The following is a 23,324-nucleotide window of genomic DNA, read 5'->3' as shown; positions in this document are numbered from 1 at the left end:
TTGCGGATTGTTCCCGGTGGCTTTTCCTTGTTTCTTATAAAATTCCTTATTTGCGATTCGCTTTTCCTGTTGTACATTGGCAATAGAATCGGCTATAGCTTGTTCTTTTAGTTTTCTCGTATACTCCGTGAAATAAGCCAGTTGCTGGGCCTCTGTCATGGTAGCAAGCTGTAGGATGCTATCATTGGTAGTTGCGATGTCCTCGTATTTGATTACATCGTCCAAATTCTCCCGTTTCTTCTTCACACGACGCCACGGACGTGTGTTTTCTTCCAAAAAGGTAAGTGTACTGTCGTAATAAGCTCCTGCGTTCTTATATTCGGCAGCATCAAAATTGATCTCTGCCAAGGTTTGGTAGTTCACAGACTGAAGCACACGGTCTTCCTTGAAGTTCTTGATCGACCTGTTGTAGAACATCACGGCCGTATCGATATTCTTGGTACTTCGGTAATATTCCCCCATCTGATTATAGATCTTGTCTAGGAACGGGCGATTCTCACGATTCTTCTCAAGGTCTTGCAGTAACTCAAGCAAAGCGATTCGGTCTTCTTTGTCGTAGTTAAAATTCTTTGCCTTCGCAATGTACGCATTGATCATATAGGCTCTTGGTGATTTACGGTTGAGCTCGATCACCTCATCAAAAGCCATGTTCGCACTATCCTTTTGACCTAGTCGATTGTACAATTGCCCTTTTATATACGCATAACGGCCCTTTAACTCATTGTCCTGTACGTATTCTGAAGCCATTTTAATATATGGAACAGCTTCTTCTATAGAATCTAAGTTGATGTATGCCTGCGCCATGATGGCAGCACCATCTGCGAGTTCCGCATCGTCTAGTTCGGCGTTCTTGAACATGTCCTGAAGCTCTTCCAGGGCAACGTCCTCGTTCTTTAAACGAATGTTTGTCTTAGCCTTCCATACCTTTGCGCGATTGATGTTATTGCTCGTTGGATATTTATTCAGAATAAAATTAAACGCGTCCAGTGCCGGAACGAATCGCTGATCGTAGTACCGCGATTTCCCCAGTAACATATAGGCTTCATCGATTTGCGGATTGTATTCCTTACCATCGATATAGATAGCATGTTTTTGAATGGCCTTAGCCGATTTCTCCTCGGCGCGATTAAAATCGGGATTCTTAGAATCCCCCGGCAACATGGATTCTTCATCGAGCTGGATACGCTCCACGGGAAGGATCTCCCAAAAATTGTCGCGATAGGTAAGGGCAAGTTGCTCTTTCCCGTTCTCAAACGCTAACTCTCCATTGTATAAGGTGTTATATTCGGCGGTCACCGCATGAAAATTGCGGCTCATAAAGGTGTTTTTCTTTCTGGAACAAGCTGTTAGCACAACCACAGCCAGCAAAATAAGTGTAATGGTATACTTCCCTTTCAAAATACTTTCAGTTTATATGATACTGTAACTTAAAAGCTTCGGTTTTAGTATGTAAAAACGCAGCGGAAGCGTAAAAATACGTTTCTTTTTAATATCTCATGGAGATTCAGCTAAAAAATCAATTAGAATCAGTGCTTCGGAATGTATGGAGGTGTTTATGGCTACACCGCATTGGCACCTATTTTATCGCTCTAAACCTGTTTCCTAATAGCGAGTTTTAGTACTTTTGCCAAAAAAATTTCTATGAGTTCCTTTTATTCGTTACGTGTTTCAGAAATTAAACCGCAAACCCCTAATTCTGTGGCCGTCACTTTTGCGATTCCTGACCATCTAAAGGAAACTTTTCAGTTTGAGTCCGGACAATACATTACCATAAAACATATGGCGAACGGAACGGAATTACGACGGGCATATTCAATTTGCAGTGTGCCGGGTAATGATACGCTTACGGTGGGAATAAAAAGAGTGGAAAATGGCGCCTTTTCGGTATATGCGAATACACAGCTGAAAGTAGGTGACGTTTTGGAGGTGATGCCTCCTGAAGGGAAGTTCGTTCTTACCCCTAAGCCACAAGCGCAACATCACTATGCGGCTTTTGCGGCCGGTAGCGGGATCACGCCGGTGCTTTCCATCATACGAACCGCGATGCATGAAGAACCCGAAAGCACTTTTGTCCTTGTCTATGGAAACCAAACAGTAGGTGAGACGATGTTCCACAGTGAGTTGTTATCCCTTCAGAAACAATACCCCGAACGATTCTTTCTAGTATTTCTATACAGCAGGAAGCAAGAAGAGAATGCCATGTTTGGACGGATCGACCGTTCCACCGTGAATTTCATTTTAAAGAACAAGTTCAAAGACCGAAACTTTGAAACCTTCTATTTGTGTGGTCCCGAGCCTATGATCGATGCTGTATCGGCAGTATTAAAAGAACACGGTGTAAACGAAAAACAAATTCGTACGGAACTTTTCTCCACAGCCGAGAAAGGATTATTGCTTGAAAGCCATGATGGCAATACGACTTTGACCGTTACCGTAGACGATGAAACGCAAACCTTTGTAATGCCTCAAAAGAAGTCGGTGTTGGAAGCAGTGCTAGACCAGAAGATCGATGCCCCTTACAGTTGCCAAGGAGGGATTTGCAGCACCTGTATTGCCCGCATTGTGGAAGGAAAGGCCGAAATGCGCAAGAACCAGATCTTAACAGACAGTGAGATCGCCGAAGGACTCATCCTAACGTGTCAGGCACATCCTTCTACTCCTACTTTGGTGGTAGATTACGATGATGTGTAACAAAGATTGCTGTTTTAAAAAGACGTCTTTTCTGAAGTTGGTTTTACGGTTTAAAGCAACGCTTTGATTTTAGTCACAATGCTTTCAGGAGCAATTGTCTCCATGGCATTTTCATATTCTGAAGGATATTTATTTCCGTAGACAGACGTAGGGATCAATGGATACTGGGAGCGATCTGCTGTCAATTGATTCGTTTCCGGCTGCTGAAAAGGAACAAATCCCGCATACGGATGCGTGACGCCCCACAAGGTGATCACGGGTATCCCGTACATGGCAGCTAAATGACCGTTGCTACTGTCCATGGAAAGCATAAGGTCTAAATTAGAAATAAGGGCCAACTCCTCCTCAATGGTCAATTTGCCTGCCACATTCGTGACGTTGGGAAATAAGAGTGCTAAGGTGTTAAGATCCTCGATCTCTTCTTTACCGCCCCCGAACAAAAAGATGCGATAGTTTGCACTCGCATCCAGTTGTTTGACAACTTCCTTCATGAGCTCGAAGGGATACATCTTACTTTTGTACGCAGCAAAGGGCGCTATGCCTATGGCTTTTTGTGCGTGTTCCCCCATAATGTCAAGCAATCGGGAGGACAGCGGTTTACGCTTTGGGAAGGTGTGCGTTTTAAGATCTAAAGGGTATCCAAGTTTCGCGAACACATCGGCATACCGTTGATGAGTGCTTTTAAGGGGCGTTAGTTCCGGCCCTGCTGCTTTGATCAGTTTTTTCTTTTCGGCACGACCTTTATGTATAGTGACCGTTCTAACCCCCATCGCCCATAAGTATTTGGTGATCATTTTTGAACGTATCACATTGTGCAAATCGGCTACTGCATCAATGCCTTTGCTTTTTGCTTCGCGTGCGAGATGAAAGAGCCCTAGACCTTTATGCTTTCCATAAACATCGGCCTCCAATACATTTAAATTTGGGATATCCTCAAAAAAAGGCTGGTAGAATGGGCGTGTAAGTACGGTTAGCGCTATCGTAGGATACGTCTGGGCAAACGTTCGCAGTACAGGAACGGTCATGGCCACATCCCCCATGGCAGAAAGTCTAATGACTAGTATGTGCTTGGGTTTTGACATGGTTGTGTTTGGAAACAATACAGATTTATTTTTCTCCCCGTAATACCGGGTTAAGCTCGTCGTCGTTGTACATCTTCATTTGCTTGTACACCTTCATGTATTTTCTTCCGTGGGCAATATCGTCCAATAATTGATCGATGGCAGTGCTCAAGTCTACACGTTGTTCTAAAAGGACATTGAGTTTTGTTTGACACGCTGCTCTATGTGCTTCGGAAGCAGAGTTTCTAGTAGCCTCTTCATTCATGTGATAGATCTTCAATGCCAAAATAGATAGCCTGTCAACACCCCATGCCGGACTTTCGGTGTTGATGCGCGCATCTTCCTGCACCGAAACATCCTTGTATTTTTCCAAAAAGTAACTGTCGATATATTCTACCATATCGGTACGATCTTGGTTGGAGGCATCGATCAATCGCTTCAGTTTCAAGGCTGCTATGGGATCAATATTGGGATCACGAATAATATCTTCATAATGCCATTGCACCGTATCGATCCAACACTTTCGGTATAATAAATGCTCCAACAAATGGCTGTTCTCACTATAAGGGTTAGAAAATGGTTGATCTACGGTATTCACAACATGATACGTTGTGATCACTTCAGAAAAGATTTTATTGGCTTTTTCACTAAACATATCTAAGCTTTCTATATTTTTTACACTAAAAAAAGGATCTGTTGGCGTCTAAAACCAAGTTATGTATTTCCACAAAGATGGGACATACCGATCCGCTCACAAAGGTATCATATTTTGTGAAAGTACGGGAATTGAGACTGCTATTTACTTATAAGAATACTAATACAATAGGAAGTAGAATCGTTAAAGCTACAAGCAGTTCCTTGAACCAAAACTCTTTTAGGTTTTCAATGTAATTAGTAATAATTATGGCCGAGGGCGCTAATAAAAACAACACCTCAGCGCCGGTCTTTACCGGACTCGCAAGCGCCATGACCATGGCTATTCCGGCCATAAACACCATGAGCAAGTAGTTGGGACGTTCTTTTTTAGATACTGAAGAAAAAGAGAGGACTCGATGAACACCTGTCCACACCATGAGGGTAAGCAGTACGGTTGTAGGAATTAAAATAGCAGCCGAATTGTACTTAGAAAAATCGAGACTTATGCCTTTACGCCAAGAGAAGTACCAATCAAAAGAATCTTCAGATAAGTACTTGTAGGCGGTCACCACTACAAAGACACCAAAAAACCCGACCAGCGGAATTAGCGTATGTTTATAAGTGGTATGTTTTTTCCGCAGGATGGCAATTACCAAAACAGCAAAGAAAAGAATGGCATAAAAATAGAAAAAGGCTGCAATGGTGATCCAGAGGGTTGCATCCAGTACTTTCTTTTCGGTGTTCTTTTCAGATTTTAAGCTTAATATCCTTCGGGTGCCGAGTAGCAAAAAAACATTGGCGAGAAGGATGTCCACTTCAGAAAAAACCGCAGGAAACATCACTAAAAAACAACTGAAGAAGAGAATACCATACGTGTTGGAGCGGGTGAGACCGTTTTTCCGAATAATAAAGTCCACAAGCAACATGGAAAAAATACATAGGATGATCGCTACTACTGATCGCATCGCAAAAGACCAGCTAAACACTTCCGGAAGCCCATGAAGTAAGGTCACTAAGAATCCTAAGAATATAAAGATTGCAAGCAATAAATAATTCACCGGATTAGATTTGCCAAAAAAGCTTGTAAGCATGAAGGGTAATTTATACTTTTGCGTTATAAATATAAAGATATGACTTGGAAAGGGTTTTTTGAAGGAATACAATCATTTGCTGAAGATGTTTTGTTTTTACCTTACGATGCCTTGCGTTTAGGTGTTGATAGTTGGTGGGTTGCTAACATTATGAGTTGGTTGTTGATGCTAATTGGCGTTGTTGCCTTTATCTACTGGATGGGTCAATTGAAGAAATTCAATGACAATGATGAGGAAGATAAAAGTTCTACGTCTCATTCGTATTTAGGATAGATCAAAACCGATATCGGTTCGATAATACATCCTGTCAAAAGATAGTTTTGCTATGTTTTGGTAGGATTTTTTTAGTGCTTTTCTGAAATCACTATCTAAAGAAGTTACAGCGATCACCCTACCTCCATTGGTCACCACAGCTCCGTCCTTCAACGTTGTTCCCGCATGAAAAACTATTGAATCTTCGACAGAAGAGATGCCTGAGATCTCCTTCCCCTTTTCGTAGGCTTCGGGATAGCCTCCCGAAACCACCATTACTGTAGTCGCTGCACGAAGATCTACTTCCAATGCAATATTGTTTAACTCCTTGCGGTAGGCAGCTTCGAGCAGATCAACCAGATCGGTCTTGATTCGTGGCAAAACCACTTCGGTTTCCGGATCTCCCATACGCACATTGTATTCGATCACATAAGGTTCATCGCCTACTTTAATGAGTCCGATAAAGACAAACCCTTTGTAATCTATTTTCTCTTCTTTCAAGCCCATGACCGTAGGTTTTACGATACGCTCTTCAATCTTGTTCATCAAGGTTGTGTCTGCAAATGGTACCGGTGAAATCGCTCCCATACCTCCGGTGTTGAGGCCTTTATCTCCTTCTCCAATACGTTTGTAATCTTTGGCCGTTGGGAGGATCTTATAGTCTTCACCATCGGTTAGTACAAAAACCGACAGTTCGATCCCGTCCAGAAATTCTTCGATCACCACCGTATTACTCGCATCACCAAACTTTTGGTGTGCTAACATATTCTCCAGTTCCTGCTTGGCATCCTTAATATCTTGTAAGATCAACACGCCTTTTCCGGCAGCCAAGCCATCTGCCTTTAGAACGTAGGGCGGTTTTAAGGTATCCAGGAAAGCTTTTCCTGCATTTAATGATTCCTTCGTAAAGCTGGCGTAGGCAGCTGTGGGAATGGAATGTTGTAACATGAACTCTTTGGCGCGTTCCTTACTGCCTTCAAGCAAGGCTCCACGTTTTGAGGGTCCGATAAGCATCACATTTTTTAATTCTTCGGTTTCCGAAAAATAGTCAGCTATTCCATGTACCAAAGGATCCTCGGGGCCCACGACCACCATGTGTATATCGTTTTTAAGGACACACTCTTTAATGGCATTGAAATCGGTTACAGAAATGGACACGTTGGTCGCAATTTCGGCCGTTCCGGCATTTCCCGGGGCGACGTAAAGTGAATCACATCGATCGCTTTGCGCGAGCTTATAAGCAAAGGTATGTTCTCTTCCGCCGGAACCAAGTACTAATATATTCATGTTATCAAGCCGTTTAATTCGGTATCAAAAATACGGGATTTTTATACGTTAACCATGGTGGAACTGTGCTTTTCGAAGCACCTGTTTCCTTTTAGGTTTATAAAAATAAGTAGATGTCTTTTTTTCGATATAGAGTTTCATTACCTTGAGCTATTAATATTCTTTTTGATTGAATCTTTTCGAACTTACGTTACGGTTAAAAGGTTTTCCCATTGCGGAAGCTAAAAAGCGATTGGCGAAGATCCAAGAAATCTCCAAGGACGATTACCCGGATTATGTGTCACGCTTACAAGCCGATATCGTTGCCTATCATCAACGCGAAAACTCATGGTACCGGGAGTTCGCCGGATCCCAACCTTTTACAGATTGGAACAGCATTCCTATTCTTTCTAAAAAGGATTTACAACAACCACTTGCCGGACGTTTATCACGTGGTTTTACAGCCAAGAATGTGTATGTCAACAAGACTTCCGGTTCGAGCGGGCATCCCTTTATTTTCGCGAAAGACCGCTTTTCTCATGCCCTCACCTGGGCCATAATCATGGACAGGTATAAGGGACACGGTATCGTGTATTCACATTCTTTGGAAGCGCGTTTTTACGGAATTCCCTTAGACCGAAAAGGATATCGCAAAGAGCGCTTAAAAGATTGGTTAAGCCGCCGCTATCGTTTTCCAATCTTTGACCTTTCGGATGCGAAACTAGAAGGATTCCTGGAAACCTTCCGAAGAAAAAAATTCGATTATATCAACGGCTACACCAGTTCCTTGGTGTTGTTTGCTAAATTCCTTCAGAAAAAAGGAATCCTCCTCAAAGATGTTTGTCCGTCGCTGTGTCACTGTATCGTAACCAGCGAAATGCTTTTCGATGAAGACAAAGTACTTTTACAGCGCGTTTTTGGTGTTCCTGTCATTAATGAATATGGTGCCAGTGAATTGGACCTCATCGCTTTTACCGGTATAGACAACACGTTTTTAGTGAATAGCGCTTCCCTGTTTGTAGAGATTGTAGACCCCAACAATCGGCCTGTCCCTCATGGCACGGCAGGGCGAATTATTATCACTTCTCTATATAACCGTGCACACCCCATGATTCGCTATGATATAGGAGACACCGGCGTATTAGCTCCAGAAAGCACGCTAAAAACCCCTGTTCTGCAGCAACTCATTGGCCGAACGAATGATGTGGCGGTGCTGCCCGGCGGAAAGACCATCCCCGGACTAACCTTTTACTATGTCACTAAAAGTGTGATAGAGGACCATGGAAATGTAAAAGAGTTTGTAGTAGAACAGACCAAACCTTCCACCTTTAGAATAATTTATGTTTCTGAAAGACCATTAAGCGATAAAGAGATCGACACTATCAAGAATGCATTATACGAATACGTAGCTCCGCAGCTTACCTTGGAGTTTGAACGTGTTTCGGTACTTGACCGAAGCAGCCGGGGTAAACTGAAACAATTTAATACCTTACTGAAATAGTCACAGCTGTGCTTATTTCTTATTTTTGAACCAATAACCAACAGAGACCTCAATGAGAATTACGATTGTCGCCGGTGCACGTCCCAATTTTATGAAGATCGCTCCCATTATTCATGAGATCGAAAAACAGCAAGAAAAAGGGGCGCCTATCTCATATCGATTGGTCCACACAGGACAGCATTACGATTCTAACCTTAGCGCGACCTTCTTTGAGGACTTGAATATTCCTAAACCTCATCGAAATCTCGAGGTACACAGTGGGACTCAGGCAGAACAAACCGGTGGTATCATGGTGGGGTTTGAACAAGAACTACAAGAAAATCCAACCGATCTTGTCCTGGTGGTAGGTGACGTTACTTCAACGATGGCCTGTACCTTGGTGGCAAAAAAAGCGCATGTGAAAGTAGCGCATGTGGAGGCCGGGATCCGGAGCGGGGATCGAACCATGCCGGAAGAGATCAATCGCATTGTTACAGACAGTATCTCCGATTATTTCTTTACTACTTCTCGACAAGCAAGTGAACATTTACAAAGTATAGGCATCCCTAGGGACCACATCCATTTTGTGGGGAATGTCATGATAGACACCTTGAAGAATAATCTACATCGCATCAAAAAGCCCTTGTTTTGGGACCATATGGCTTTAGATGTTAAAGAATACTACGTCCTCACGTTACATCGACCTTCCAATGTGGATGCTCTGGAGGCGTTTACTTCCCTTCTATCCCATATTCTAAAGAACACCAACGGTGCGCCTGTGATTTTTCCTGTGCATCCCCGAACTCAAAAATTAATACAGGACGCTTCCGTTTCATTTGATAATTTGCACTGTATCGAACCGCAAGGGTATCTGCATTTTATTTATTTAGTAAAACACGCCAAAGCCGTACTTACCGATTCCGGAGGGATCACCGAAGAAGCTTCTATTCTCAACGTACCATGCCTAACCTTTAGAGACAGCACGGAACGTCCTGAAACAATTACACAAGGGACCAATATGTTAGTAGGTACCGATCCCGATGCTATAGACAAGGCATTTAGCACCTTGAAAGCCGACCACTGGAAGCAAACACAGCCCATTGAAAAGTGGGATGGTAAAGCCGCACAACGCATTGTAGCGCATATCTTGAAATATTATGGCCACTAAAAACATCTTACTTGTCACGAACTATTTTCCGCCGGAAAAAGGAGCTGCGGCTAATAGAATGGAGTCGCTGGCAAATGCGCTAAAAAGCGCGGGGTACTGCGTGCAAGTGGTTTGTCCATTCCCTAATTACCCTACGGGATCCATTTTTGAAGGCTTTCGAGGAAAGCTATATCAAAAAACTGAAATGGAAGGAATGGTGATCCACCGCCTGTGGGTATGGCCAAGTAATTCAAGTAATAAAGTGGTTCGATTGTTGTCCATGCTCTCCTTTGCCACGAGCTTGAAAGTATTCTTTATTTTGAAGACGCTTCCGAAAAAAATTATCATTCAATATTCCCCCGTGTTTGTAGGCTTCACGGCTGTATTTTGGTCATGGTGCTTCAAAAAACGAATTATTTTGAACGTATCAGACCTTTGGCCGCTGGCAGGTCTTGAAATGAGATTGATTCAAAAGGGGTTCTACTATTCAACCCTGGAAAAGATGGAACGATTTTGCTATCGTAAAGCTCATTTGATTCTAGGTCAATCTGAAGAGATCTTGCAACACGTATCTGTAATAGATCCAAAATCGAAGCGCTTTCTGTACAGGAACATCCCCGATTTCCCTGTGCCGGATGTTTCAGAAAAAAATGGCGAAAGTACTATAACTATCGTATATGCCGGACTACTCGGTTTAGCGCAAGGCGTTGCGGCTATTTGTGAAAAAATTACATTTCCGGAACACGTCACATTTCATATGTATGGTTCCGGTCCTGAGGTCAACAGGATTAAAAGCTTAACATCCCATCAGGTGATCTATCATGGAGAGGTATCAAGAGCAGTGCTGCATCAAGAAATATCTTCGTACGATCTGGCGTTCATCCCCTTGACCAACCGCATCTACGGGTCGGTTCCTTCAAAGATATTCGAATATACACGCCTAGGACTGCCGGTACTTTATTTTGCAGGGGGTGAGGGTGGTGCTCTAGTGCTGGAACATGAATTAGGCTGGGTGATTCCAGTGAATAATATTCAGGAGCTTCAGTCTTTTATAGATTCACTTTCGGCTGAAGTCCTTCAAAAGCACCCCAAAAGAGAGGTTCAGAAATCTGTTGTAAACAATTTCAGATTTGACAAGCAAATTGAAGCACTAATTCATACGATCGAAATAGTCTAATAGGCCTTTTCTTCACCCCGCAAGGCATTATAGATAGTTTGAAAGACAACTTTTAGGTCTAAGAACATTGACCAGTTCTCAAGATAGAAAATATCATACTTTACACGGTTAATGATATCGTTATCGCTTTCCACTTCCCCGCGGTACCCACTTACCTGCGCCAGACCTGTGATTCCCGGTTTAATGAAGTGACGTACCATAAACTTATCGATACGCTCGGCATACATGTGGGTATGACTTACCATGTGCGGTCTAGGCCCAACCACAGACATGTCTCCCTTCAGCACGTTTATAAACTGTGGCAACTCATCAATACTGGTCTTTCTAATAATTCTCCCCACACGCGTAATTCGCTCATCCCCCTTTCGCACCTGATGGATATGTGCCAACGGATTGGGTTTCATAGATCGGAATTTATAGCAGTAGAATTCTTGATAGTCCAGACCGTTTCGGCGTTGTTTAAAAAAGACAGGACCTTTAGACTCCAGTTTAATGATCAATCCCAGAATAGGGGTAAGCCACGAAAGAATTCCTACAATAACAATTAACGACAACAGGATATCGAAGCTACGTTTTATGAACTTATTGAAAGGCTCGTCCATTGGGATCTTCCGAAGGGATAAGATGGGTAGAAAGCCGTAGTAACTAAAATCAAGCTTCTTGCTGTATATTTCTTTATTATCGGGAAGGAATTTAAGAATACGCAGGTTATTATCGGCAAAATCGATGAGTTTAATGAGGTCTCGGTTGCTTATTTGTGCTACGGAAGAGTAGATCTCTTCGATCTTGTTCTCAATAATATAATCGAAACAATCTTCAATGGTCGTTTTCTCGGGACCGTGCAAATCGAAGGTATGCTTTAGTTTATATCCATACGAAGGGTTATCGTTGAAGAATTTGCGAAGCTGGTCGGTCTTCTGGTTAAGACCTATGATCACTACCTTTCTTGAATTTCCTCCCAATAACAATCGATATTTTTTGAGAAGGTAGTAGATGGTCAGCTTCACAATGGAGATCAAAAACATGACCAATGCCACGTATTTTAAGATATCAATAGAGCGGTTGTCAATATCTTTATAAAAGCCAAAAAAGGAAAAAACAATTAAGAAAAAGACTACTCCTTGTTTTCCAACCAACGACATGATCTTGGTTACATGCGTAAAACGGTATATTTCGTAGAAATTGGATTTCAGTGACAGAATGATCCACGCAGCACTCACAAGCAGTACATACTTAATGTACGGAATAGAATACCCGAAGAATTGATATGCCAAGATATGAATTATGGCCAAGTCGATCCCGTATGAGATGGGTCGCAGAAATCCTGAATATCTTCCTCTTTTAAATAACATCGCTATTGCCTAATGTGCTTTGAAAAATCCTTGTGTTCGCTTTTGAACAATTCTTCTTTAGAAAGGCTCTTGAAATAATCGAATGTTTTTTTCATCCCTTGTTCACGAGTGACTTTTGGTTCCCATTGCAGGATCTCTTTTGCCCTACTTATATCCGGCTGGCGCTGTAAGGGGTCATCTTGGGGAAGTTCTTTATAAACGATCTTTTGTTCTGAAGCGGTAAGTTTCAGAATTTCGTTAGCAAAATCAAGGATGCTGATCTCATGTGGATTTCCAATATTAACAGGCAGACTATAATCGCTTAAAAGCAAACGGTAAAGCCCTTCCACTTGGTCATCAACGTAACAGAACGATCGTGTCTGGCTCCCATCTCCAAAAACGGTAAGATCCTCTCCGCGTAAAGCTTGCCCTATAAATGCAGGAATAACTCGTCCATCGTTGAGCCGCATTCGGGGACCGTAGGTATTGAATATTCGGGCGATCCTTGTTTCCAGTCCGTGAAAACGGTGATACGCCATGGTGATCGATTCCTGAAATCTTTTTGCTTCATCGTAAACCCCACGAGGTCCAATGGTGTTTACATTGCCATAGTAATCTTCGGTTTGCGGATGTACCAGAGGATCTCCGTATACTTCCGAAGTAGAAGCGATAAGGATGCGTGCGTTCTTCTCTTTCGCCAATCCTAAAAGATTGTGAGTACCCAAAGAACCCACTTTTAAGGTTTGGATGGGAATCTTTAAATAATCGATGGGACTGGCAGGCGATGCAAAATGTAGGATGTAATCCACGTGCCCCGGAACATGCACAAACTTGGTTACATCGTGATGATAGAATTCAAAATCCTCCAGCTTGAAAAGGTGCTCGATATTTTTAAGGTCTCCGGTAATAAGGTTATCCATTGCGACGACCTGATATCCTTCTTCGAGGAATTTATCGCATAAATGAGATCCAAGAAATCCTGCTGCTCCTGTAATTAAAACTCTTTTCTTCATTGATGTATTGCTTTCCTGCCAATGGATATATAGGTGAACCCTTCTGATTCCATATCGTTTACATTGTAGAGGTTTCTACCATCAAAGATGACCGGATGGCTCAATCGTTGCTTCAACTCCTTATAATTTGGTGTTCTAAAAATGCTCCACTCGGTACAAATCACCAAAGCCTCGGCATTATCGAGGGCTTCGTACATTGAATCTGCATACGTAAGTGCATCACCAAACTGTTTTTTTATATTGGGCATCGCTTCAGGATCGAACACAGTTAGTTGCGCACCTTTATCGAGTAGTGCTCTCATGATATCGATAGAGGGAGCTTCGCGAACATCATCGGTTTCAGGCTTGAAAGCAAGTCCCCAGATCGCAATTCGCTTTCCTTTCAAATCGTTATTAAAGTAGGATAAAATGTGCGGAACTAAGATTGTCTTCTGTTTGGCGTTCACTTCAATCACGGCATTTAGGATCTTGAAGTCATACGCTTCATCTTTTCCCGCTTTTTGAAGTGCCTTTACATCTTTAGGAAAACAAGACCCTCCATAGCCGATTCCGGGAAATAAAAACCGTTTTCCAATACGACTATCGGCTCCAATTCCCGCTCGTATTTGATCTACATCGGCCCCTACCTTTTCACAGTAATTTGCGATCTCGTTCATGAAGGTGATCTTGGTGGCAAGAAACGCATTGGCTGCGTATTTGGTAAGTTCTGCCGATTTCTCATCCATAACAATTATGGGGTTCCCTGAACGAACAAACGGGCTGTAGAGTTTTTGCATTAATTTGGTGGCACGTTCACTACTGGACCCAATAATGATCCGTTCCGGCTTCAAAAAATCGTCCACAGCAAAGCCTTCGCGCAAGAACTCCGGATTAGAGACCACATCGAAATCACAGCTTGCTCGTTTCGCAATGACGTCCCTTACCTTGTCGGCAGTCCCTACCGGTACGGTGCTCTTGTCTACAATTACCTTGTATTCATTTATAAGGGTGCCAATTTCTTCGGAAACATTCAAAACATACTTAAGATCTGCCGATCCATCATCTCCTTCGGGTGTAGGAAGCGCTAGAAAGATGATATCACCATGCTCTAGGCCTTCAGCTAAAGAAGTGCTAAAACGCAGCCTATTCGCTTTGATGTTCCGTTCAAAAAGAACATCCAAGTGGGGTTCATAAATAGGAACCACCCCGGCCCGCATTTGGGCTACCTTTTCTTGGTCAATATCTACGCAAATAACCTCGTTGCCTGTTTCGGCCAAACACGTTCCTGTCACTAAACCCACATATCCTGTTCCAATTACTGCTATCTTCATTCGCTTGTTTCTCTTGTTACTTTGCTAGCATTTTCTTTTAAAAATCCAATAAAAGCAAATGTTAGTAAAAAAATGATGGGCTGATTCGCACTTATAATAAATCCACTGGCAAAAAAGCCTGCTATTAGATAGATAATCAGCATACCAATTAAAAAAATGCCGGCATTTAAAAACCGCATCACATCTTTTAAAAGCCACGCAAAAATACATATACCTACTATCCCAAAAAAGAAATAAATGTCAAAAAACTCCATTTCAGGTCGGTGGTTATAGAATTCTGAGCCTCCCACCAGGTAGTTCAAAAAACTCCATTTTGGAACGATGACTTCGGAGATCGTATTCGCCAGTTCGATATTTCGGGTGCTGGTTATGCTTGTGATCAAGCCCTGTTCGTGGTAAATATCTACCAATACTTTGAACTTTTCAGTTATAAAACGCCCGATAGCCTTATAAAAAGCAATCCCGATAATAATGATCCCCGCCAAACCAACCCAAAACCACTTTTGTACATATCGTTTAAAATAAAAGAAGTCGAACGCCAAAAGCAAGGGAAAGAAAAAATACATTTTCTTGGTTCCAAGCAACAACGAACAAGCTACCGCTATTATTAACTTATAGGGTTTGTAGGTTAAAAAGAACGTTTTGTAATAGTACACAACAATCATAAACATAAAATAGAAACTCGCCTGATTGTTCGAGTTATAGATCCCCATGTAGCCGTAGCGCTTAAAGCTAATATACGTTCGAAACACATGCACATCGAAAATGGCACCTAACACCATAAGACCACAGTTTATGAAAAAGAGAATTTCAAAAAATCGAAACAACTTGTTGACTTTATCCTCACTCTTCAACAAGGGAGAGAATATTAAAAATGTAATAGGTAAGAACAAGAACCTGGACAGATATACCAAATTTTCACGAATACGATACAGGTATTCACTCGTGTCGTTGATAACTGCCTGAGACAGTAAGAAGGAAAAGATCAAGATTGATATGGCATAAAGTAAATACCTACTCCGTTGCTCTTTTCTATAAATTCTGAAAAAATAAGCCAGAACTCCACCATAGCAAGCTAAAACAAGCCCTTTTGAGATAGCCGTATACCGAACAAAATCGTCGTGTGAGTTTAATGCTAATTTTCTTAATATATCCCCAAACAAGAAGATGATCAAAGTCGCAAGAAAAAGATAATAGAGCACTTTTATACGCTTGTCATCGATAGAAGGTAGGGTCATTTTTTAAGGATTTGCCGTAAGGCAAGGTAAAAAAATTTCGTGTTAGTGTAGAGATACCTTCTAAACATTCTTTTGGGCTCCATGATAAGTCGGTACAGCCACTCCAGTCCACTTTTTTGCATCCACAGCGGTGCTCGTTTGATCACCCCTACAAAAACGGGGAAAGCACCCCCAACACCATAGAGCGTTGCATTAATCTTTTCACTGTGTTCAAACATCCACCGTTCTTGTTTAGGACACCCCAAAGCTACAAATACCATATGCGTGTTCGCAGCGTTTATCCTTTCAATATACGTATCGTTATCCCAAGCCTCATTAAATGGAGGAGAGACGGCAAACGTAATTTCAATGTTCTTGTATTCATTCCTTACTTTTTCTTGAAGTGCGTTCAGTACCTCCGGAGTAGCACCTACAAACGCAACCCTCAGGGATTCTTCGTTGCATTTTTGCAACAAGTATGGAAAAAGGTCCATTCCGGCAATACGCTCTTGAGAAACGCTATATAGCAACTTGAACATTTTAGCTACCGGAGTTCCGTCGGGAAAAGCATAGGTCGCCGAATTCACCACATATTGAAAATCCGGGTCATCATAGCCTTCAATAAGCATGTGTACGTTGGTAAGACAAACATAGCTTGGCGTGTGCGATGTAGCGAGCGCCAAGAGGTTTGGTGTTTGTTCCGCAAGACTTCCTTGATTGATGTATGATCTAATTATTTTCCGCTTCATGGGTCGTTATTACTTCTTTATAGATCTGCATCAAAGAAGTGTAATTTTTCTCGTGAGTATAGTTTGCTTCAAATGTACTTCGGGCGTTCTCGTAGTATTTCAAAGCGTTGTTTTGGTCGAAATATTGTATCGTCTTTCGAAGGTCTTCAGCATTGGAAACCTGAAAAAGCTGTCCGTTCACTCCGTCTTCCACGATACTATTGATGTTGTCTATATTGGAAGCAATTACAGGAGTTCCGGCAGAAAACGCCTCAATAATTGTATTTGGCAATCCTTCATAGATTATTGAGGTGAAGAGCAAAGCCTTAGCGTTTCTTACTTTTTCACTTACCACAGAAGTCGGCTGCTGTCCCATAAACTCAATGGTATCATTAGCACGCGCTTTAAGCTTAGTTTCCAGTTCTCCCGTCCCTAAAATGAACAGTTTTAGATGAGGAAGTTCATTAAAGGCATCTATAAGGGTCTCTATTCCCTTTTCTTCTGAAAGACGGCCCACAAACACGTATCCATTCCTTAATTCGGGTGGTATAAGGGCATGCGATGTACCCTTAGTGCTATTGGGTTTTACGGCAATTTTAGCAGGATCTACCCGCAGTGCCGAACTTGTAATCATCTTTTTGGCAAAGGGCGTAAGCACAATAAATTTATCTACCGTATTCCCCCAGGTTCCAAAAACGTTGTGTGCAAACAATGAAGCCGAGAGTGTTGCAGATTTTAGATAGGAATCTTTAAAGCATTTATGCTGAATGGCGGGAAAAGGAAATGTCTTGTTTTTACATTTTACGCACACTTTGTGGTCTCTCAAGAACATGGCATTTGGACATACCAACCGATAGTTATGCAATGTCATTACCACCGGAATCCCGTGTCGCTTCGCTTCATACAGAATACTTGGAGTCGCTTTGTAGAAGAGATTATGTACATGAATAAGGTCCGGTTTAAAAAGCGCTAATTTCTTCTGAAGGGTTTTTGCCGAAGATGCGTTGTATATAAGTTGCAACGGATTGACGGAGGTGTTGTCGAAAAATAGACGTTCTACTTCCACCCCGTGGGACGTTAACAGCGTATATTCATTCTCAACGACCGTGTCCTCGCCGCCATCGAAATGGTATGTATTATGTATCTGAAGAATCCGCAAGTGCCTCTGTATTATTAGTATAAATAAATGCGCTAAAGAACGCCAAAAATAAAACTCCTGCGTTAACCTGCAAAAAAGATTCGGTCATCCCGGAGGCTACAAAGGTTGCTATAAAAATAAGATACAAATAATTTTTCTTACGTTTTGCCATCCATGACGTATAAATTACAAAAAGAAGAAACAAGAACAGACCCAATAGCCCGGCCCTAACAGCAGCCTGTAAAAAGATATTGTGGGCATGGAAGGTCTTTCCTGCCACCAATAACTGATTTCTCATGTATACCTTGTAACAAAGCGTAAGTTGGTCGATCTCGTCACCTACTCCTACTCCTAACATAGGGTCATTCGATATCACCTTTATAGCACAATCCCAAATTAGAAGGCGCATTCCCGTACCTCCCCAATAGCTATCTGAAGGGTTTTCTTCATTTTCAAAATTATACACTTCGGTCCAGCGTTCTTCGAAGGTTTCACTGTTTGATAGAAATAGTGCGCATCCCGAGACAACTGCAGCAATAATCAAAGTTGGAACTACATAATTACGATGTTTTACGGCAGAATATAGCGCAAAAGCAAAGAGGAAAAGTGCTGTAACAAAGATTGAGGTACGACCTCCTAAAATCACCAATGCCCCTGACAAAAAGATGATGAGGAGTATCATAATTACCTTATACTTTCTCTTTAATCTAAAAGATGTATCCACAAAAAGAATATAACTACATGCGATGACAGCAAATGAAGCATAGAGCGACAGCGAAAGGTATTGAATGCTAATAAGTGCAGTAGATAAATTATTTCCAACGAGCGCTTGTAATCCCGAGTCGGGCCCTTCGAAGTAAAGGGGAAGTTGCTTTAGAAACGAAAGAAAGATCAAGACAGCTACAGAAGTGCTAAACCCCAGCAATGTTATGTAAACAGTCTTCTTCGGTAGTCTGTAAGGCATGGTAAAGAAAAGCACCGGGAAGAACAGTAAAAATCCTTGCATGGTAAGTTTCCGTTGAAAAAAATCTACATTTTCAGAATAGAAAAAAGTAAGTAGATACCATAAGAAATAGCCGGTGAAAATAAGGATGATCCCTATTCGCTCTTTAGATACCACAAGCTTTCCTCGCACCAAATGAAGCAACCAGAACACGCCTAACAGTCCCACTACTATATTGGGAATTGCCGGCCCAAACGGCAGCACAAAGGCGAAGAGGATCAGCAATAACCCCCATATCTTACGATTCAAGAGTTGGTGCATCTTGGTTACTTTTAGCATTTAGTAAATCCACTTCTATAAGCTTTACCATAAGCAGCATAGGAAATACAATCTCTATCACCTCCAAATAATACTGAAACAGGAATAAGATAAGACAGTAATAGAAGATAAATTTCACAAAATTAGAACTTTCCCGTCTAGAGGTCGCCTTTCTCACCCTACGTATGCTCGAGAAGAACAAGAAAAGGATGATGGATCCAAATATGAATCCGTATTCCAGTAGTACAGAGACTAGTGACGAGAACGGTTGATTTCTTGTACCGTCATTCCACATTGTATTGGCCAAATACTTTCTGTTCAAAATTGGCAGTACATAATCGTGATGATATTCGGTTTGATAATTAAACAACTTTTTATAGGTCTTATTCTGAATAAAGTCTCCGTTGAGATAAAATGCCACCCTGCTATTATAGGTGCCGGGAGATGTGCCAAGAAAGAAGACTTTTGCATCACTAAAGAACAAGCGCCTGGATCCGTCAAGAAAAGTGATGTAACGGGGAATGTAGGTTCGACGATGATCCTTCATCTTTTCGATCTCATATTCGTAGTCGTATTCTTCAAAAATGAGTTCGGCGTAGGCAATATTAACTCGTATGTACTTAAAATTCGCCGGATTAATGAGATAGACTACCGAGAAGAAACTTACGGCAATAAATACGATCTTGAGTGTTGTAGCTACATTCTTCAGTAAATAGGGCAAAATAACCAATCCAAAGGCTATTACATATATAAAGAGACCCTGCCCGTAAAACCCAAGGATCCCACAAACAAAGAAAAATGCAAAATTTTTATATTTCTTTTCGAAGAAATAGTAGGTCGCCATCAAAAAATTAATGACCGAAAGACTATGAGAACCAAACCCCCCCTTACCGTATAATCCGGTAAATACGTCTTCGGGATAATCTGCCGTTGCCAAAACTAGAACAGCGTAGATCGCTGCCGAAATATTGACAACTACCAGAAAATAGGAAAAGATCTTAATAAAGGAGTTGAAATAGGCCTTGTCCTGAAACCGGTCTCGCTGAACAGGTTTAGCAGTAGCAAATAACAGCGTAGTAATGATCAAATAGAGGGAGAAGACGAGGTTGTATACAAAGAATCCTTCGATGATCATGGAAATAGTTCCTGCCACGATAATCGCCAAACACGCCAGCCCTACCGTTTTGTTGAGCCGTAACCTCAGCAGCAAAAAAAATAAAAAAACAAGTATGGGGTATGTGAACAGTAGAAGCGGTCTGAACAATGTCAAACACAAGAATGTTACTACTATAAATAAGAATTTCACTTGTATTATTTAGTATTATTGAAATGCGACGTCAAAAAAGTTAAGTTTAAATAGCCGTCCTTCCATAGTGTCACATACAATCCCAAGTCGAACCTCCTCAAAGCTAAACTGTTCAAGCTTCACTTCACGCATAAACACTAGTTTATCTTTTCCGGGAACATTTTTAAGATCCATATTTACCAAATGGTTGCCCCCTTTTTTGGGATATGCATGAAAAAACAGAAAGCATCCATCCCGATAGCGTTCTATATTTCCTTGATAGACGGCCTTTAAGGTGATCACCGAGTCTCGCCTGCTATAGGAAAGCGATTCCAGCCTTACGCCTGCTTCTTCAAAAATGTAGGGATGTTGAATAAGGTTATACTCTTGGGTATCCTTATTGTATTCCTCGATGGTATATAAAGAAGTATCGTAGGGCTTTCCTTCTTGGCAGGAAACAAACAGACCTAAAAGGAAAAGCAAAGAATACTTCATAATGCGAATATAAGGATTAGCTTTTTTTAACCTTTCCGATAAACAAATGTCTGTTGATCTCTAATTCTTCGTCCAAATGATAATCAAAATGTGCCGAAAAAGCCTCTTTAAACCATGCTAAGGTATAAAAATCGGGAACGGGAGGTGTGGTCTTAAGGTCACCGGCATATAGACCCAATGGCATAAACTCTACAACAACATAGGTATCGGATAAAGATTCAAGGATGCTGAAGATATGTTTTAAACCTATCTCTTGTGTCAAGATAAGATGGTGTGTTACAGCCAATGCCATGACCACATCTGCTTTGATTCGGTCTTGAATTCGTGTATCGGTAATGCGACCGTTTGGACGCACAAAGTCGTATACGAGTGGTAAGACGTTATCAGACCCTTTATTATTTTTGTAAATCGCATCTACTGCGTTCTTATCATAATCGGTGGCTATCACTTTATCGATTTGTGAATTTGCCAATAAATGGTTTGCAAATTTTCCTTGGTTGGAAGCCAATTCTATCAGGCTTTTAGCATCTTTGAGATCCGTGTTAAAAAGTTCGGTAATGCGTTGAAACCGTTTATTTGTGGCTGGATCTATTTCGTTGTGATAATTCATCCAATAAGAATCGAACTTGCTGTTCTTTAATCCTTTCATCAAGCGACGCGCTTTCTTTATGCTGAAAATATTCTGAAAATTGTTCTTGAAGAAAAGAATGTATTGGCTGTACTTATGTTTGCCAAACTTTTCTACCACCCGAAAGTGTCTCGCGTTGGCAAGTTTTCTCGCATTAAAATAGAATTTGAACACTAGATTCGATAGCCACGATCCAAAAAATGTAGCGTATTTAAACCGAAGGTTGAAAAAATCCTTTTCGTTATAATAGCCGTGAAATAATTGAATGCTCTGTGGCAGGTCTGAGTACCCTTTGGTATAAAGGTAAGTAGGAATGTAGAACGCATTATAGAAGCTAAGGTAGCCCGTCCATGATTTCCCGTCATTGGGATCTTTTCTGAAAAAGCTTCCGAGGTCGATAAACTTTGGCGTCCCCATATCGAATACCACGTTATGGGAGTGTACATCGAAAAGTTCGAAGTTATAGGATTGCGCTATTTCTGAAATGGTCAACACCGTATTTGCAGCATCCTTAAGCATTGAGAACGACCATTCGTATGGGTAATTCCAGAAGGACACCCGTTGATGCTCTACAACCAGATTAAAACCTTCGATCTTAACATCTGTGATCCATGAATTGATTAGAAGATTCTTGTCAATAAGCTCCTGTATCATTCCGCAGGAGAACATCTCCTGGACCTGCGCTTCATAAGGTGTATTGATCGCACGAAAAACACGGTCTTCATAGAAGAACAGTTGGCATACTTTATCAATTGAAAAGCCCACCGTCTTTAAATCCTTCACCTTTAATTCACTTTCTAAAATGGCTTTATCCATGTTCTAATGTTGAAAAAATGTAAGAGCGAATAGGTTTGTAAATAAAAATTCGCTCGTGTACTCTTAAATAAATAATTTACAAAATACCCGGATATCGAATACGAGATCAAGGTTGCATAAGCTGCCCCGGTGAGACCGTATAATTCAATAAAATAGATATTAAGCGCAATATTAATAACGGCACCAATGATAAGTCTAAGGCTCGCAAATTTCTCCAAATTCTCATTCAAATAATAGCTCCAAGAACCATTACTTAAAAACACAAAGACTATCGACCAAATATAAATTATCACGACCTCAACACTTTCAGCGTACTCATTACCAAAAAGAAAGGTCACGATAAAGTTTGCAAATATCGTATACAATACTGAAACAACGATGGCAATTTTCATTAAAAGGTCATATAATTGCTGCAAACGTTCTAAAAATTCCTTTCTACTTCGTTTTCGAAGGGCTACCAACGTGGGAAACACCGACTGAGTGATGGCTACCGTTACAAACAGCCAAATACTGCTTAGTTTTACAGCTACACTATACAAGCCAACGGCTCTTTCGTCCAAGATCTCCTTAATCATGACCTGATCTATCTTAAAGTACAACGCCGCAGCAATGGCTCCAATGATCAAAAACCAGCTCTTTCGCAGCAAATAACCGGACATCCTCAAACTGAACTTCCATTTAAGCGCCGAAAGCTTTTTATAAGAATAGCTTAAAAGCAATCCTAATGCTATCAAAACAGCTTCACCTACATACACATAGGCAAAGTTTATAAGGTCGGCCTGTGTTATGATAAGTGATACTTTAGCCACCGCCGCCACCCCCACAGCAATACTGTTTGTGATAACCACATATTTGCTATGTATCTTACTTTGGAAATAATAGTCGATCCCGCTGAAGCTTTTAAAAAATACCGAACAAGCAATAATAAGTACAATGCTATTAGTAAGCGTATCATTGTTGAGTAACTGTAACGTGCCCCATAATAACACCAGCATTATAGCAAAACCTATAATTCGTAGAACGAAGGTGGTTCCAAGAATCTCATTCTGCTTGGGTGCATCCTTGACCAACTCTCGAACCACTATTTGGTCTAGCCCCATGGCTGCAACGGCTGTGAACAAATATACCATGGACTCGGCATAGCTTAAAATACCAAACTGCTCGGGACCTAAGTATCTTGCCAACCATATCCCAATAAAGAAGGCATCCAGAATTCGCAAACCCTTTTCCATAAGAAGCCATGCCGTATTTTTGAAGTACTTGGCGTAACGTTGGTTTAAAAAGGAAAGGTTGCTTAGCAT

21 protein-coding genes are annotated in these 23,324 nt (G+C 41.3%); 5 read left to right on the top strand and 16 right to left on the bottom strand.

Going from position 1 to position 23,324, the window contains the following annotated elements; all coding sequences use genetic code 11:
* Positions 1–1,398, bottom strand: a 1,398-nt coding sequence (locus AACZ11_RS03665; RefSeq protein WP_290626452.1) for a tetratricopeptide repeat protein, incomplete at its 3' end; no start/stop codon positions are given.
* A 243-nt stretch (positions 1,399–1,641) separates the two neighbouring features.
* Between AACZ11_RS03665 and AACZ11_RS03660 the strand changes: the two genes are divergently transcribed.
* A complete protein-coding gene (locus AACZ11_RS03660) occupies positions 1,642–2,691 on the top strand; it encodes a ferredoxin--NADP reductase (RefSeq protein ID WP_290626450.1) in 1,050 nt (349 codons plus the stop codon).
* A gap of 50 nt (positions 2,692–2,741) precedes the next feature.
* Here the strand turns inward: AACZ11_RS03660 and AACZ11_RS03655 are convergent, their stop codons facing one another.
* The 3 genes from AACZ11_RS03655 to AACZ11_RS03645 all read right to left on the bottom strand — a co-directional run bounded on the left by AACZ11_RS03655 (position 2,742) and on the right by AACZ11_RS03645 (position 5,479).
* Positions 2,742–3,773, bottom strand: coding sequence for a glycosyltransferase family 9 protein (locus AACZ11_RS03655; protein ID WP_290626448.1), 1,032 nt, complete (start codon positions 3,771–3,773; stop codon positions 2,742–2,744).
* 25 nt (positions 3,774–3,798) lie between these two features.
* The gene (locus tag AACZ11_RS03650) at positions 3,799–4,407 is read right to left on the bottom strand and encodes a DUF4254 domain-containing protein (RefSeq protein ID WP_290626447.1); all 609 of its coding nucleotides are present in this window, start codon (positions 4,405–4,407) and stop codon (positions 3,799–3,801) included.
* Positions 4,408–4,555: 148 nt separating this feature from the next.
* The gene (locus AACZ11_RS03645) at positions 4,556–5,479 is read right to left on the bottom strand and encodes a DUF6427 family protein (protein ID WP_290626445.1); all 924 of its coding nucleotides are present in this window, start codon (positions 5,477–5,479) and stop codon (positions 4,556–4,558) included.
* 39 nt (positions 5,480–5,518) lie between these two features.
* Here AACZ11_RS03645 and AACZ11_RS03640 point away from each other — a divergent pair, with 39 nt between their 5' ends.
* Positions 5,519–5,752 carry a uracil phosphoribosyltransferase gene (locus AACZ11_RS03640; RefSeq protein ID WP_290626443.1) on the top strand — a complete coding sequence of 78 codons (234 nt, stop codon included), beginning with the start codon at positions 5,519–5,521 and terminating at the stop codon, positions 5,750–5,752.
* Here the strand turns inward: AACZ11_RS03640 and purD are convergent.
* Positions 5,744–7,018: a phosphoribosylamine--glycine ligase gene (gene purD / locus AACZ11_RS03635; protein ID WP_290626440.1), complete on the bottom strand. Its 1,275-nt coding sequence runs from the start codon at positions 7,016–7,018 to the stop codon at positions 5,744–5,746. The genes AACZ11_RS03640 and purD overlap by 9 nt on opposite strands.
* Positions 7,019–7,187: 169 nt before the next feature.
* Between purD and AACZ11_RS03630 the strand changes: the two genes are divergently transcribed.
* Genes AACZ11_RS03630 through AACZ11_RS03620 form a run of 3 tightly spaced genes read left to right on the top strand, consistent with a single transcriptional unit; the run spans position 7,188 to position 10,801 of the window.
* Positions 7,188–8,498: a phenylacetate--CoA ligase family protein gene (locus tag AACZ11_RS03630; protein ID WP_290626438.1), complete on the top strand. Its 1,311-nt coding sequence runs from the start codon at positions 7,188–7,190 to the stop codon at positions 8,496–8,498.
* Between the two features lie 52 nt (positions 8,499–8,550).
* Entirely contained in the window at positions 8,551–9,645 is a 1,095-nt protein-coding gene (gene wecB, locus AACZ11_RS03625) for a UDP-N-acetylglucosamine 2-epimerase (non-hydrolyzing) (protein WP_290626436.1), read from the top strand.
* Positions 9,635–10,801 (top strand): glycosyltransferase family 4 protein, encoded by a 1,167-nt coding sequence (locus AACZ11_RS03620; RefSeq protein WP_290626434.1) that lies wholly within the window; start codon positions 9,635–9,637, stop codon positions 10,799–10,801. The genes wecB and AACZ11_RS03620 overlap by 11 nt, the downstream gene beginning before the upstream one ends.
* On the opposite strand, the gene AACZ11_RS03615 is transcribed toward AACZ11_RS03620, so the two are convergent.
* The 11 genes from AACZ11_RS03615 to AACZ11_RS03565 form a co-directional block, all read right to left on the bottom strand.
* Complete coding sequence (locus tag AACZ11_RS03615; RefSeq protein WP_290626430.1) at positions 10,798–12,153, bottom strand: exopolysaccharide biosynthesis polyprenyl glycosylphosphotransferase; 1,356 nt, start codon at positions 12,151–12,153, stop codon at positions 10,798–10,800. The genes AACZ11_RS03620 and AACZ11_RS03615 overlap by 4 nt on opposite strands.
* A 2-nt stretch (positions 12,154–12,155) precedes the next feature.
* Positions 12,156–13,145, bottom strand: coding sequence for a UDP-glucuronic acid decarboxylase family protein (locus AACZ11_RS03610; RefSeq protein ID WP_290626426.1), 990 nt, complete (start codon positions 13,143–13,145; stop codon positions 12,156–12,158).
* A complete protein-coding gene (locus AACZ11_RS03605) occupies positions 13,142–14,455 on the bottom strand; it encodes a UDP-glucose/GDP-mannose dehydrogenase family protein (RefSeq protein WP_290626423.1) in 1,314 nt (437 codons plus the stop codon). The genes AACZ11_RS03610 and AACZ11_RS03605 overlap by 4 nt, the downstream gene beginning before the upstream one ends.
* Entirely contained in the window at positions 14,452–15,693 is a 1,242-nt protein-coding gene (locus AACZ11_RS03600) for a hypothetical protein (RefSeq protein ID WP_290626421.1), read from the bottom strand. The genes AACZ11_RS03605 and AACZ11_RS03600 overlap by 4 nt, the downstream gene beginning before the upstream one ends.
* Positions 15,690–16,421 carry a WecB/TagA/CpsF family glycosyltransferase gene (locus tag AACZ11_RS03595; RefSeq protein ID WP_290626419.1) on the bottom strand — a complete coding sequence of 244 codons (732 nt, stop codon included), beginning with the start codon at positions 16,419–16,421 and terminating at the stop codon, positions 15,690–15,692. Before AACZ11_RS03595 ends, AACZ11_RS03600 begins: the two co-directional genes overlap by 4 nt.
* Positions 16,402–17,559, bottom strand: coding sequence for a glycosyltransferase family 4 protein (locus tag AACZ11_RS03590; RefSeq protein ID WP_290626417.1), 1,158 nt, complete (start codon positions 17,557–17,559; stop codon positions 16,402–16,404). Before AACZ11_RS03590 ends, AACZ11_RS03595 begins: the two co-directional genes overlap by 20 nt.
* Entirely contained in the window at positions 17,537–18,802 is a 1,266-nt protein-coding gene (locus tag AACZ11_RS03585; protein WP_290626411.1) for an O-antigen ligase family protein, read from the bottom strand. Before AACZ11_RS03585 ends, AACZ11_RS03590 begins: the two co-directional genes overlap by 23 nt.
* Complete coding sequence (locus AACZ11_RS03580; RefSeq protein WP_290626409.1) at positions 18,780–19,964, bottom strand: hypothetical protein; 1,185 nt, start codon at positions 19,962–19,964, stop codon at positions 18,780–18,782. The genes AACZ11_RS03585 and AACZ11_RS03580 overlap by 23 nt, the downstream gene beginning before the upstream one ends.
* Before the next feature lie 156 nt (positions 19,965–20,120).
* A complete protein-coding gene (locus AACZ11_RS03575) occupies positions 20,121–20,579 on the bottom strand; it encodes a hypothetical protein (RefSeq protein WP_290626407.1) in 459 nt (152 codons plus the stop codon).
* A gap of 16 nt (positions 20,580–20,595) precedes the next feature.
* Positions 20,596–22,023, bottom strand: coding sequence for a hypothetical protein (locus AACZ11_RS03570; RefSeq protein ID WP_290626405.1), 1,428 nt, complete (start codon positions 22,021–22,023; stop codon positions 20,596–20,598).
* On the bottom strand, positions 22,005–23,324 hold the full coding sequence (locus AACZ11_RS03565) for a flippase (RefSeq protein ID WP_290626403.1): 1,320 nt from the start codon (positions 23,322–23,324) through the stop codon (positions 22,005–22,007). Before AACZ11_RS03565 ends, AACZ11_RS03570 begins: the two co-directional genes overlap by 19 nt.

Source organism: uncultured Altibacter sp., assembly GCF_963972995.1.
Lineage (GTDB): Bacteria > Bacteroidota > Bacteroidia > Flavobacteriales > Flavobacteriaceae > Altibacter.
The sequence above is the reverse complement of the archived record's forward strand: the minus strand, read 5'-3'. Positions and strand labels throughout refer to the sequence as shown.

Bases quoted from the DNA above. Each gene is read 5' to 3' on its own strand.
- AACZ11_RS03660 (WP_290626450.1), top strand. From the start codon at position 1,642: ATGAGTTCCTTTTATTCGTTACGTGTTTCAGAAATTAAACCGCAAACC.
- AACZ11_RS03655 (WP_290626448.1), bottom strand. From the start codon at position 3,773: ATGTCAAAACCCAAGCACATACTAGTCATTAGACTTTCTGCCATGGGG.
- AACZ11_RS03650 (WP_290626447.1), bottom strand. From the start codon at position 4,407: ATGTTTAGTGAAAAAGCCAATAAAATCTTTTCTGAAGTGATCACAACG.
- AACZ11_RS03645 (WP_290626445.1), bottom strand. From the start codon at position 5,479: ATGCTTACAAGCTTTTTTGGCAAATCTAATCCGGTGAATTATTTATTG.
- AACZ11_RS03640 (WP_290626443.1), top strand. From the start codon at position 5,519: ATGACTTGGAAAGGGTTTTTTGAAGGAATACAATCATTTGCTGAAGAT.
- purD (WP_290626440.1), bottom strand. From the start codon at position 7,018: ATGAATATATTAGTACTTGGTTCCGGCGGAAGAGAACATACCTTTGCT.
- wecB (WP_290626436.1), top strand. From the start codon at position 8,551: ATGAGAATTACGATTGTCGCCGGTGCACGTCCCAATTTTATGAAGATC.
- AACZ11_RS03620 (WP_290626434.1), top strand. From the start codon at position 9,635: ATGGCCACTAAAAACATCTTACTTGTCACGAACTATTTTCCGCCGGAA.
- AACZ11_RS03615 (WP_290626430.1), bottom strand. From the start codon at position 12,153: ATGTTATTTAAAAGAGGAAGATATTCAGGATTTCTGCGACCCATCTCA.
- AACZ11_RS03610 (WP_290626426.1), bottom strand. From the start codon at position 13,145: ATGAAGAAAAGAGTTTTAATTACAGGAGCAGCAGGATTTCTTGGATCT.
- AACZ11_RS03605 (WP_290626423.1), bottom strand. From the start codon at position 14,455: ATGAAGATAGCAGTAATTGGAACAGGATATGTGGGTTTAGTGACAGGA.
- AACZ11_RS03600 (WP_290626421.1), bottom strand. From the start codon at position 15,693: ATGACCCTACCTTCTATCGATGACAAGCGTATAAAAGTGCTCTATTAT.
- AACZ11_RS03595 (WP_290626419.1), bottom strand. From the start codon at position 16,421: ATGAAGCGGAAAATAATTAGATCATACATCAATCAAGGAAGTCTTGCG.
- AACZ11_RS03585 (WP_290626411.1), bottom strand. From the start codon at position 18,802: ATGCACCAACTCTTGAATCGTAAGATATGGGGGTTATTGCTGATCCTC.
- AACZ11_RS03575 (WP_290626407.1), bottom strand. From the start codon at position 20,579: ATGAAGTATTCTTTGCTTTTCCTTTTAGGTCTGTTTGTTTCCTGCCAA.
- AACZ11_RS03570 (WP_290626405.1), bottom strand. From the start codon at position 22,023: ATGGATAAAGCCATTTTAGAAAGTGAATTAAAGGTGAAGGATTTAAAG.
- AACZ11_RS03565 (WP_290626403.1), bottom strand. From the start codon at position 23,324: ATGCTAAGCAACCTTTCCTTTTTAAACCAACGTTACGCCAAGTACTTC.